Below are 10628 nucleotides of genomic sequence, written 5' to 3'. Positions count from 1 at the left end.
GCTTGAGGAGCGGGGCCCGGGGCAGCGCCCCGGTTTCGGGAAGGGGCGGGGAGGGGAACAGGCCCGCCGCAGGCGCACCACCGCCGCAGGCGCACTGCCCCCGCCAGCGCCCCGCCCCCCGGCGGCGTACCGCCCCCGCAAGCGCACCGCCCCCCGGAGGCGCACCGCCCCTCGCAAGCGCCCCCGCCGCCCGGAAAACGCGTGGCGCACGCCGCCGCACCCATGACACGCTCCGCCCCCATGTCCGACAACGAGATCCGCGCCCTGATGTCCGCCGCCCACAACGACCGCCTGACCTGGAACACCCCCCTCTCCGACGAGCACGCCGCCCAGCTGATCACTGCCTGCGCCCCCGCCCCCGGCGCCCGTGTCGCGGACCTCGGCAGCGGCTGGGGCGAGCTGCTGATGCGCCTCGTGGAGTCCGCCCCCGGGAGCACCGGGGACGGCGTCGAGACCGACGCGGAGGCCATCGCCCGAGGCCGGGCACTCGCGGCGAAGCGGGGGCTCGCGGAGCGCGTACGGTTCCACGAGGTGCCCGCCGCCGAATGGCAGGAGCGGGACTACGACCTGGCGGTGTCCATCGGCGCCTCGCACGCCTGGCCCGGCGGGACAGCCGAGGCGCTGGCCGCGCTGCGGGCGTCCGTACGGCCCGGCGGACGGGTGCTGTTCGGCGAGGGGTTCTGGGAGCGGGAGCCGGACGAGGCGGCGCTCGCCGGGCTCGGGGCGGAGCGCGGGGACTTCGGCTCGCTGCTCGACCTCATCCGGCAGGCCGAGGCGGCGGGGCTCCGAGCGCTCCAGGTGACCGCCGCCGACCGGCGCGAGTGGGACCTCTTCGAGGCGAACGCCAACATCGGCCGGGGCGAGCGCTGGGCGCTGGCCCACCCGGACCACCCCCTGCGCGACGGGGTCGTCGCCGCCGTGGACGAGCGCCGCACCGGCTATTACGGCGGCTACCGGGGCACGTTCGGCCTGGCCTACCTCGTGCTCAGCGCCTGAGCGGGTATCGAACACGCTGGCGAAGGTGCCCCTCCGGTGCGCCCCGATGCGGCAACCCCGCCCCGCGTACGGCACAATTCGCAGCGTTCACAGACGAGTTGGACCGCCGACGGCGGCAACAGGGGCGGGAAGGGGCGGCGTTCTCCGTGGCGTTGGACGAGGCACGACAGGGCGCGCACGGCGGCGGCTGCACCTGCGGGGACTGCCCGCACGGGGCGCGCCAGGGACACCGGCGCGCGGTGGCCGCCTTCCTGGCCAAGCGCGACGAGTTCGCCGCCGGACAGGGGCTGCCCGCCGGGGTCGCCCAGTCGGCGTCCGCCACCCGGCAGTGGGTCTCCGACGAGCTGACCGAGTCCGCGCGCGAGGTGGCCGACCGGGGCCGCGAGGCCGGGGACGCCTGGCTGTACCAGGTGTGGCGGCGCACCCTCGTCATTGTCTGGGGCGGCCTCGCCGTCCTCGCCCTCGCCGAGGCCGCCACCGCGATCGGGGCGGGCTGGACCCACGCCCGTACCGCCGGACTCGTCGCCGGACTGGTCACCGCCGTGCTGCTGACCGCCGCCGCCCACGTCCACCGGGCCCGCGGCGGCCTCCTCGCCCCGCTGATCGGCGAGGACAACCGGCTCTCCACCTCCCGCGCGGTCGCCGCGTCCTGGGTGCTGCTCGCCGTGTTCTCCGTGCTCGTCCTCGCCCTCGAACTGGCCGCCGCCTCCGGGCACGCCCGGCGCGACGAACTGATCGAGGGGCTGGACCTGGCGCGCGGCGCCGGGATCGTGGCCGTGCTGGCGCTGGTGTGCGCCGTGGCCGTCGCCGCGCGCCGGGTGGTGAGCGTACGGGTGCTGTCCGGGCGGCTCCAGAAACTGCGCGCCGACCGGCCGCGCGCGGCGGACCTGCTCACCGACGACTCGGGGCGCGGCGGCTTCACGGACGTGCAGTACGTGCTGGTGTCCACGGTCGCCGTGGTGTTCGCCGCGGTCCGCCTGGCCCGCAGGCCCGAGCAGCTGCCCGACCTGCCGTGGGGCCTCGCCCTCCTGGTGGCGGTGTCGGCGGCCGTCTACTTCACCGGCAAGTACGGCGAGGGCGGCCGGCCCGTCGTGCTCTCCGTCGTCCGGTCCCGGGAGGCGGGCGATCTGGACGCGCCGATCCGGACCGGGGACGACATCGAGATCCGGGGCGCCGGGTTCGTGCCGCCCGGTGCGGGGGCCCCGGACCGGCTGGCCCGGGTCGTGGTGCGGATCGGGACCGTGCACGTCCATGTCCCGCTGGTGCCGGTCGCCGGGGGCTTCGCGAACCCCTCCGACACACTGCTGACCGTGCCGGTGCCGGTCGAGGTGGAGCCGGGCGTGGTCGAGGTGCAGGTCGTGACGGCCGCGGGCACGGAGACCGCCCCGGTCGCCATCGACGTCACGGACTGATCCGGCGCCTGCCCGCGAACCCGGACCGCGCTGAACGCTTTCGCCGCGTTCGTACGTAAGGTCGGGTCACGGGCCGCACGGTCCGGTGGCCGCGACCGGGCGGCCGCAGCGACGGCACGGCCGTGGAAGGCGGGAGAAGCATGTACGGGTACGGCGGTAACGGGCGGGGCCTGGGACGGGTCCAGGGCGAGGGCAGCAGCCTGCGGGACCTGGCGCGGGAGCACGCCCTGCTGCCGCTGCGGATCTTCCTCGGCGTCACCTTCGTGTACGCGGGGCTCGACAAGCTCACCGACAGCGCGTTCTTCCACGCCACCGGCCCCGGATCGATCGGCGGGCAGATGCACGCCGTCCGCGACTCCGCCGCCATCCCCGGCCTCGTCGACCTCGCGCTGAACAGCCCCTCCGGCTTCGGTTACGCGATCGCCATCGGCGAGCTGGCCGTGGGCATCGGCACCCTCCTCGGCCTGTGGACGAGGATCGCCGCGCTCGGCGGCGCCCTCATCTCGCTGAGCCTGTGGCTGACCGTCAGCTGGGAGGTCTCCCCGTACTACCTCGGCAACGACCTGGTCTACCTCATGGCATGGCTGCCGCTGCTGCTGGGCGGGGCCGCGTCGCTCTCGCTGGACGCGCTCTTCGCGGCGCGCCGACGGCGGATGCGGTAGTTGATCCAGGTCGCCCAGGCCGCCGTCCACAGCCCGCCGCCGAGCAGCGCGATGAAGAACTGCGGCGGGGCGTCCCAGGCGCCCGCCGCGTCCGCCGCGTAACCGGCGGCCAGGGCCAGCGTCATCAGGCCGGTGACGGCCCGGCCCGGCCGGAAGTCATGACGCGGCACGGTTGACCTCCACCTGTCCGTATTCCACTTCCAGATCCAGCTCCACCGTGCCGCCCGGGGTGCTGCCCTCGGCCGGGGGCAGCGTCCTGCGCTGGTCCTGGGTGGCGCGGATGTCCAGATCGCCCTTGTGGTGCCCGTCCACCACCATGAGCGCGCCGAACCGGGTCCGGGCGTGCACCCGGACGGTGACCTCCGGCGGGACGTGCACCAGCACCCGGCCCGCCCGGGCCTCCACCCGGGTCCGCACGGTCTCGCCCTTCGGCACGGTGACCCGGGTCAGGTCCAGCTCGGCCTGGCCCGTGCCGATCGCGTACAACGGCCGGACCGCGGCGACGGACGCCGGGCGCCACTCCTCGCGCACCCAGTGGGTGCTGATGTCCTTGGGCAGCGACGCGGCGCCCACCAGCAGCCCGGACGTGATCACCGCCAGCAGCAGCGTGCCGAAGCCGGTCCGGCCGACGGACGCGCTGACCAGCATCGCCAGGCCGAACACCCCGAGCGCGGCGGCGAGACCGATCTCCAGGCTGGTGCCCAGTGGCTGGGAATCCCAGGTCAGCCCCGTACCGAGACCGCCCGCGAGCAGGGCGCCGAGGAAGGCCGGGCCGGCGATCGAGCGCGGCTCCCGCACCTCCCGGGACCGGGGCGGCGGCGGGCGGAACGGCGCGTCGGGCGTCGCCCCGGGCGGCTCGCCGAGGGCCGCGGCGTCGTGCGGTCCCCAGAGGTAACCGATCGCCACCTTTCCGGTCGACCCGTCCTTGACTATGGGGTCGCGCCACCACGACGGCCACGACAGCACCGGCGGCGCCATCACCTCGGGCGGTGCCTCCGACGCCGCCTGCGCCGCCGCCTGGTGCAGCGGGTCCTCCGGACCGGCCTTCTTGCGCGCCTGCGTCCACATGGAGAAGCCGAGGACCGCGACCGACAGCATCGCGGAGAACGCCAGCGTGCCCCCGTTGCCCAGCATCGACAGGAACAGACCGCAGCCGATCAGCGCGCACAGCACCGCGCTCAGCGACGCCAGCTCGACCCGGCCAGACAGCAGCCGCCGCGCCTCGTTCTCCTCCTCGCCCTCCGCCGGGATCAGCAGCCAGGCGAAGCCGTAGAAGATGAGCCCGAAGCCACCGGTCACCGACAGCACGCCGAGCACGATCCGGAAGATCACCGGATCGACGTCGCAGTACCGGCCCATCCCGCCGCACACACCGGCCACCACCTTGTGCCGAGGGCTGCGGTGCAGGCGCGGAGCGGGCTCGGGAGTCGGCGGTGCGGCGCCGGGCGGCGCGTCCTGGGGAACGGTCATGGCTCCATGGTGACGGCCCCCGAGCCCCACCGGCACCCGCACCGACCCTGGCCGGTCCCTGATATTGACCCGCCCGTCTCTCAGGGGTGCCGGGCCCCGCCCCGCCCCCGCACCCCAGCCGTCTCAGGGACGAACTGGGGGCCGACCCTGATGTCCTCACCCGCAGGGGCATGTGACGATCGGACCATGCCAGCCGCCACCACCCGAGCCGCAAGCTCCCACGCCCCCGACCCGGAGGAGCCCCCGCTGCGCAAGCTGTACCGCAGCGCGGACGGCCGTCTCCTCGGCGGGGTGGCGCGCGGACTCGCCGGCCACCTCGGACTCCCGGTCGTCTGGCTGCGGTTCGTCTTCCTCGGCCTGTTCTTCGCGGACGGCCTCGGCGCCCTGCTGTACGCGGTGTTCTGGATCGTGGTCCCGCTCGGCGTCGGCGGCGTGGACGGGCCCCGGTCCGTCTTCGAGACCGCCCCCGACGGCACCCGCCGCCTCCGCAAACCCGACAAGGGCCAGGTCTTCGCCCTCATCGCGCTGCTGTTCGGCGCCGCCGTCTTCGTCGGCAACGTCGACATGGGCAGCAAGGCCGACCGCTACATCTGGCCCAGCCTTCTCATCGGCGCCGGCTCCGTCCTGGTGTGGCGCCAGGCCGACAACGCCCGCCGCGCCCGCTGGATGGAGGTCGGCCACCGCCGCCGCGTCCTGCAGGTGGCCCGCGCCCTGGCCGGAGTCGCCCTCGTCGGCCTGGGGCTCGCCGTCTTCATGGTCGTACGCGGCTCCGCCGCCCAGCTCGGCAACGTCATCACCGCCGCCATCGCCGTGCTCACCGGCATCGCCCTCCTGGCCGGCCCCTACCTCGTCCGCATGACCCAGGACCTCTCCGAGGAACGCCTCATGCGCATCCGGGCCCAGGAGCGCGCCGAGGTCGCCGCCCACGTCCACGACTCCGTGCTGCACACCCTCACCCTGATCCAGCGCAGCGCCGACGACGCCGGGGAGGTCCGCCGGCTGGCCCGCTCCCAGGAGCGCGAGCTGCGCAACTGGCTGTACAACCCCGAGGGCACCGGCAAGGACGAGGCCGACGAGCCGGAGACGCTGGCCGAGGCCGTCAAGCGGGCCGCCGCCGAGGTCGAGGACAAGCACGGCGTCCCCCTGGAGGTCGTCGTCGTCGGCGACTGCCCGCTGGACGAGAAGCTGGCCGCACAGATGCAGGCCGCGCGCGAGGCGATGGTCAACGCCGCCAAGTACGGTGGCGAGGGCGGCGCCGTCCAGGTCTACGCGGAGGTCGAGGGCCACACGGTCTTCGTCTCCGTGCGCGACCGGGGCCCGGGATTCGACCTGGACTCCGTGCCGGGCGACAGAATGGGCGTACGCGAATCGATCATCGGCCGGATGCAGCGCAACGGCGGTACGGCCCGGCTGCGTTCGGTGCCCGGCGGGGGCACCGAGGTCGAGCTTGAGATGGAGAGGACGAGCGATGAACGGGACCAGTGAGGCGACCGGGGGCCGGGAGAACCCGGAGCGCCGGGTACGAGTCGTGCTCGTCGACGACCACCGGATGTTCCGCACCGGCGTGCAGGCCGAGATCGGCCGTACCGAGGAGACCGGCGTCGAGGTCGTCGGTGAGGCGGCCGACGTCGATCAGGCGGTCACCGTCATCACGGCGACCCGCCCCGAGGTCGTCCTCCTCGACGTCCACCTCCCCGGCGGCGGCGGCGTCGAGGTCCTGCGCCGCTGCGCGCCCCTGATGGCCGCCGCCGAGGACCCGGTGCGCTTCCTCGCGCTCTCCGTGTCGGACGCCGCCGAGGACGTCATCGGCGTCATCCGGGGCGGCGCCCGGGGCTACGTCACCAAGACGATCACCGGCAGCGACCTGGTCGACTCGGTCTTCCGGGTCCAGGACGGCGACGCGGTCTTCTCGCCCCGCCTGGCCGGCTTCGTCCTCGACGCCTTCGCCTCCACCGACGCACCCCCGGTCGACGAGGACCTGGACCGGCTGACCCAGCGCGAACGCGAGGTCCTGCGCCTGATCGCCCGGGGCTACGCGTACAAGGAGATCGCGAAGCAGCTGTTCATCTCCGTGAAGACGGTCGAGTCCCACGTCTCGGCGGTGCTGCGCAAGCTCCAGCTCTCCAACCGCCACGAACTGACCCGCTGGGCGACGGCGCGGCGGCTGGTCTAGGGCCTGTCCGGGGCGAGCGAGATGTTCAGCTTCTCGCCCACCCTGCGGTAGCCGATGGACGCGTAGATCCGCTCCACGTCGGCGTCGCCCGGCTCCAGCCACACCACCCGGCAGCCCCGCTCGAACGCGGTGCGCGTCAGGTGTGCGGAGAGCGCGGCGCCGATGCCCCGGCGGCGGAAGTCCGCGCCGACCGCGAGGCCCGCCAGCTCGCTGAGGCCGTCCACGGGGACCGAGCAGCCGCCCGCGCCCGCCGGGACGCCGCCGACCGTGGCGAGCGCGGCGACCCCGCCGCCCGCCGCCGCGTTGCGCAGCCACCGGGCCGTGCCGTCCTCGGGCTCGCCCTCCCCGCCGTAGCCCAGGTGCTGGACGAGCGCGGCGGCGGCGAACTCCGCCCCGGTGGCGGGCTCGGCGATGACCAGGTCCGCGACCGGCTTCGGCTCCACCAGGCCGCCGGGGGCGCAGGCGAGGACCGGGGCGCGGTTCTCGACGGTGAACCCGGCGGCGAGCAGCGCCGGTTCGACGGCCGGCGCCCAGCCGGGCAGGAACTCCAGGCGGGGCATCCGTTCCAGCTCGCCGAACGCCGCTATGAGCGCGTCGACTTCGCCGGGCGTCGGCTCGGCGTCCTGGTCCGGGATCGCGTAGTTGGCGTACTTCAGCGACCAGTCCGGGTTGTAGCGGATCACGAACGGCCCGACGCGGACATGGTCCGGGGAGCGCAGCGTGAGCGTGCGGGCATGGGTCTGGACGTCGGCGTCCATCGGCATGTTCGGGTGTCCTCCGGGCCGTTGAGGTAGGGGCCGCGCCGGAGCCTATGCCACCCGGGTCGCCCCCGCGAAGGGCATTTCGTCGATGGGCGCGATCCGGACCGGGGCCCCGGGACGCGGCGCGTGGATCATCCGGCCGTTCCCGATGTACAGGCCGACGTGGCTGACGCCCGAGTAGAAGAACACCAGGTCCCCGGGGGCCAGCTGGGAACGCGGCACCCGCTGCCCGGCGTTGATCTGGGTGTACGTGGTCCGGGGCAGCGAGACTCCGGCGGCGCGCCAGGCGGCCTGGGTCAGCCCGGAACAGTCGAAGGAGTTGGGCCCGGTCGCGCCCCACACGTACGGCTTGCCCAGCGCGCTGTACGCGAAGGCGACGGCCTGGGCGGCGCGGGCGCCCGGTGCGGCGACGGCACCGCGCGGTGCGCTCCGGTCCGCGCGACCGGGTCCGCGGCCGTCCTCGGAGGCGTCGTAGGCGGCGCGCTCGGCCGGGGTGAGGCGGGCGAGCAGGCGGCGGGCCTCGGCCAGCTTGGCGCGGACGGTCGCCCGGTGCTCCTTGAGGGCGGCCTGCCGGGCGGCCAGCTCGGTGAGCTTGCCGGCCGCCTCGGCGCGTACCTGGGCGATCTCCGCGACCTGGCGGCGCACCGAGCGCACCTCGGCGGCCCGGCGTTCACCGGCCCGCTCCGCGTAGGTGGCGCGGCGCAGGTACTGGTCGGGGTCGGAGGAGAGCGCCAGCTGCACGGAGGGGTCGATGCCGGCGGACCGGTACTGCGCGGCGGCGTACGCGCCGAGTACATCGCGGGCGCTGTTGAGGCGGGCGGTCCTGCGGGCGGCCTCGTCGCGCAGGGCGTCGACCGACTTGGCGGCGGCGGTCGCCTCGGACTTCGCGCCGTTGTACTTCTCGGTGGCGACCTCCGCCTCCCGGTAGAGCCGGTCCACCTGGGCCTTGACCTGCCGTGCGGTGGGCGCGGGGTCCGCGTGCGCGGTTCCCGGCAGCACGGCGGCCGTCGCGGCTCCGGCGACGGCGAGGGTCGCCGCGGTGCGGGCCGTGGAGGCGGTGGTGAGGCGCTGCCTGGGTTTGCGATGCGCTGCCACGGGGGCGGGCGTCCTTCCGTGCGACGGCCCGGCGGGGTCTACCGGCGGGCTTCTCCGGTGGCCGGCGAGGACGGTCCCTGCTCCACGGCCACCGGGAAGGGACGCTAATCCCAGGTCACGGGAAGGTGTCGTTATGACGGTTATTGCCCGCTCTTGGCGTGGCATTGTCGCTGTATGACCGGTCGTGCGGCATGAGTGACCAGAGCGAGGCCCGCAGAATCAGGCAAAAAGTGCATTCATCATTCAAACGACCCGTAGGCCCCACCCTGACCCACCCTGCCCGGAGCGGTCCGGGGAGAGGGTTCTAGGGTGCAAAACCATGCGCGTACTCATCGATTTCGTCGTCGCCCTGCACATCATCGGCATCGCCGCCCTGCTCGGCGGCTTCCTCGGTCAGATGAAGGCGATGAAGGCCGGCACCGCCCGGTTCGTCCCCGGCATGCTGCACGGCGCGCTGACCATGCTCGTCACCGGCATCGCCCTGGTCGGCCTGGACCAGGCCGACGACCACCCCGTGAACAACGTCAAGATCGGGATCAAGCTGCTGTTCCTGGTGGTGATCCTGGGGCTCGTCTACGTCAAGCGGGACGAGGAGAAGGTCGAGAAGGGGTTCTTCGCGGCGGTCGGCGCGCTGACCCTGGCGAACATCTTCATCGCCACGCTCTGGACCTGAGCGCCCTCGCGGCGGCCGGCCCGGGCGCGGGCCGGCCCTCTTCCCCGGTCAGGCGGGGCGCACACTCCCGTAGATCGGCATGTAGTAGATCGACTCCTCGCGCACGTTCGCCCCGGGCTTCGGCGCGTGGATCATCATCCCGTCGCCCTTGTAGATCCCGACGTGGCTGATGTCGTCGTAAAAGAACACCAGGTCACCGGGTTGCAGATCGGCCGTGGCGACCCGTGTGCCGACGTTCACCTGGTCCCAGGTGGTACGCGGGAGGTCGACGCCCGCCGCCTTCCAGGCCGCCTGCGTCAGCCCGGAGCAGTCGTACGAGGAGGGGCCGGTCGCGCCCCAGACGTACGGCTTGCCGATCTGGGCGCGGGCGAACGCGAGGACCTTCTCCGCCTTCGTGGAGGCGCTGCTGCCGGTGCCGGTGCCGGTGCCGGTGCCGCTGCCGGAACCCGAGCCCGTCTCCGTACCACCGCTGCCGGCCGACTCCTTCGCCTTCTGCTCGGCTTCCTTCCTGGCGGCGGCCTGCTTCTCCGCCAGCTCCGCGGCCTTCCGCTTTGCCTCCGCCTCCTTCTCGCGCTCCAGCTCGGCCAGGCGCGCCTTCTCCTCGGCGGTCAGCTTCGACAGCAGCGTCCGGGCCTCGGTCAGCTTCGTCCGGACGTTCTGCTTGCTGGTGCGCAGCTCGGCCTGCGACTCGGTCAGCGTCTCCAGGCTCTCCACGGCCTCCGCGCGCTGCTTCGACGCCTTCGCCTGCTGCGTGCGGAACTCCGTGACCGCCTGCTGCTGGCGCTCGGCCATGCGGTCCATGAGGTGCGTCTGGTCGAAGAACGACTGCGGGTCGTCGGCCAGGAAGAAGGTCGCGGTCGGCGCGAGGCCGCCGGTGCGGTACTGGGCGGCCGCGTAGTTGCCGAGCGTCCGGCGGGCGTCGTTCAGCTTCTCGGTCCGCTCGGCCACATCGTCCAGCAGCGCGTCGACCCGGGCCTTCTGCTCGTCCGTGGCCTCCTTGGCCCGGTTGTACTTCTGGGTGGCGGTACCGGCCTGCCGATAGAGGTCGTCCACCCGCTTCTGGACTTCCTCGATGCTCGGCTTCGGCGCCGGAGCGGCCATCGCGCTCTGCGCGGACAGCAGGGTCACCGAGGCCAGCGCGGCCGAGGTGAGCCCGACGGGAATGGTGGAGCGCACCCGGGTGCGCGGTCTGCGATGCGACGCCAAGGCCGGCATCTCCTTCCGTGGACCGCCTACCGGGTTAGCTGTCGGGTTCGGGCGGAACGGAAGGCTGCCCTACGGTCCGGTGGGGAAGGACCGATTCACCCCGGTACTGCGTGTGGGTCCCCGGTTCCGGGCGGGCCCGGATTCGGCGTGGGGCCCGCTCGGCGTGGGTCGCCTCTGGGG

At 74.0% G+C, this 10628-nt stretch carries 11 protein-coding genes and 1 riboswitch; of the genes, 6 read left to right on the top strand and 5 right to left on the bottom strand.

Annotated features, from left to right (window positions below):
• Positions 1-240 precede the first annotated feature (240 nt).
• The 3 genes from FKN01_RS23035 to FKN01_RS23025 all read left to right on the top strand — a co-directional run bounded on the left by FKN01_RS23035 (position 241) and on the right by FKN01_RS23025 (position 3070).
• Positions 241-996 carry a cyclopropane-fatty-acyl-phospholipid synthase family protein gene (locus tag FKN01_RS23035; protein WP_143623602.1) on the top strand — a complete coding sequence of 252 codons (756 nt, stop codon included), beginning with the start codon at positions 241-243 and terminating at the stop codon, positions 994-996.
• Positions 997-1142: 146 nt separating this feature from the next.
• Positions 1143-2408 carry a hypothetical protein gene (locus FKN01_RS23030; RefSeq protein ID WP_185992953.1) on the top strand — a complete coding sequence of 422 codons (1266 nt, stop codon included), beginning with the start codon at positions 1143-1145 and terminating at the stop codon, positions 2406-2408.
• A 140-nt stretch (positions 2409-2548) separates the two neighbouring features.
• A complete protein-coding gene (locus FKN01_RS23025) occupies positions 2549-3070 on the top strand; it encodes a DoxX family protein (protein WP_143623600.1) in 522 nt (173 codons plus the stop codon).
• On the opposite strand, the gene FKN01_RS23020 is transcribed toward FKN01_RS23025, so the two are convergent.
• Entirely contained in the window at positions 2977-3240 is a 264-nt protein-coding gene (locus FKN01_RS23020) for a hypothetical protein (RefSeq protein WP_143623598.1), read from the bottom strand. The two genes, FKN01_RS23025 and FKN01_RS23020, sit on opposite strands and share 94 nt — an antisense overlap.
• Complete coding sequence (locus FKN01_RS23015) at positions 3227-4540, bottom strand: PspC domain-containing protein (protein ID WP_143623596.1); 1314 nt, start codon at positions 4538-4540, stop codon at positions 3227-3229. Before FKN01_RS23015 ends, FKN01_RS23020 begins: the two co-directional genes overlap by 14 nt.
• Positions 4541-4726: 186 nt before the next feature.
• Between FKN01_RS23015 and FKN01_RS23010 the strand changes: the two genes are divergently transcribed.
• Positions 4727-6025, top strand: coding sequence for an ATP-binding protein (locus tag FKN01_RS23010; protein ID WP_143623595.1), 1299 nt, complete (start codon positions 4727-4729; stop codon positions 6023-6025).
• Positions 6009-6713, top strand: a complete 705-nt coding sequence (locus FKN01_RS23005) for a response regulator transcription factor (protein WP_143623593.1) — start codon at positions 6009-6011, stop codon at positions 6711-6713. Before FKN01_RS23010 ends, FKN01_RS23005 begins: the two co-directional genes overlap by 17 nt.
• On the opposite strand, the gene FKN01_RS23000 is transcribed toward FKN01_RS23005, so the two are convergent.
• The gene (locus FKN01_RS23000) at positions 6710-7477 is read right to left on the bottom strand and encodes a GNAT family N-acetyltransferase (protein ID WP_143623591.1); all 768 of its coding nucleotides are present in this window, start codon (positions 7475-7477) and stop codon (positions 6710-6712) included. The genes FKN01_RS23005 and FKN01_RS23000 overlap by 4 nt on opposite strands.
• Before the next feature lie 45 nt (positions 7478-7522).
• A complete protein-coding gene (locus FKN01_RS22995; protein WP_143623589.1) occupies positions 7523-8569 on the bottom strand; it encodes a C40 family peptidase in 1047 nt (348 codons plus the stop codon).
• A 319-nt stretch (positions 8570-8888) separates the two neighbouring features.
• On the opposite strand from FKN01_RS22995, the gene FKN01_RS22990 reads away from it, so the two are divergent.
• Positions 8889-9242, top strand: a complete 354-nt coding sequence (locus FKN01_RS22990) for a hypothetical protein (protein WP_143623587.1) — start codon at positions 8889-8891, stop codon at positions 9240-9242.
• A 48-nt stretch (positions 9243-9290) separates the two neighbouring features.
• Here FKN01_RS22990 and FKN01_RS22985 read toward each other — a convergent pair whose 3' ends face one another.
• Complete coding sequence (locus FKN01_RS22985) at positions 9291-10457, bottom strand: C40 family peptidase (RefSeq protein ID WP_185992952.1); 1167 nt, start codon at positions 10455-10457, stop codon at positions 9291-9293.
• Positions 10456-10606, bottom strand: a riboswitch (cyclic di-AMP (ydaO/yuaA leader). Its footprint overlaps the gene before it by 2 nt.
• Positions 10607-10628: the final 22 nt, after the last annotated feature.

The sequence above is a fragment of the Streptomyces sp. 130 genome (assembly GCF_007096885.1).
GTDB lineage: Bacteria > Actinomycetota > Actinomycetes > Streptomycetales > Streptomycetaceae > Streptomyces.
This window is presented reverse-complemented; position numbering and strand designations above follow the sequence as displayed.

Excerpts from the sequence above, each read along its gene's own strand:
- FKN01_RS23010 (WP_143623595.1), top strand. The coding sequence starts at position 4,727 with ATGCCAGCCGCCACCACCCGAGCCGCAAGCTCCCACGCCCCCGACCCG.
- FKN01_RS23000 (WP_143623591.1), bottom strand. The coding sequence starts at position 7,477 with ATGCCGATGGACGCCGACGTCCAGACCCATGCCCGCACGCTCACGCTG.
- FKN01_RS22990 (WP_143623587.1), top strand. The coding sequence starts at position 8,889 with ATGCGCGTACTCATCGATTTCGTCGTCGCCCTGCACATCATCGGCATC.
- FKN01_RS23005 (WP_143623593.1), top strand. The coding sequence starts at position 6,009 with ATGAACGGGACCAGTGAGGCGACCGGGGGCCGGGAGAACCCGGAGCGC.
- FKN01_RS22985 (WP_185992952.1), bottom strand. The coding sequence starts at position 10,457 with ATGCCGGCCTTGGCGTCGCATCGCAGACCGCGCACCCGGGTGCGCTCC.
- FKN01_RS23015 (WP_143623596.1), bottom strand. The coding sequence starts at position 4,540 with ATGACCGTTCCCCAGGACGCGCCGCCCGGCGCCGCACCGCCGACTCCC.
- FKN01_RS23025 (WP_143623600.1), top strand. The coding sequence starts at position 2,549 with ATGTACGGGTACGGCGGTAACGGGCGGGGCCTGGGACGGGTCCAGGGC.
- FKN01_RS23035 (WP_143623602.1), top strand. The coding sequence starts at position 241 with ATGTCCGACAACGAGATCCGCGCCCTGATGTCCGCCGCCCACAACGAC.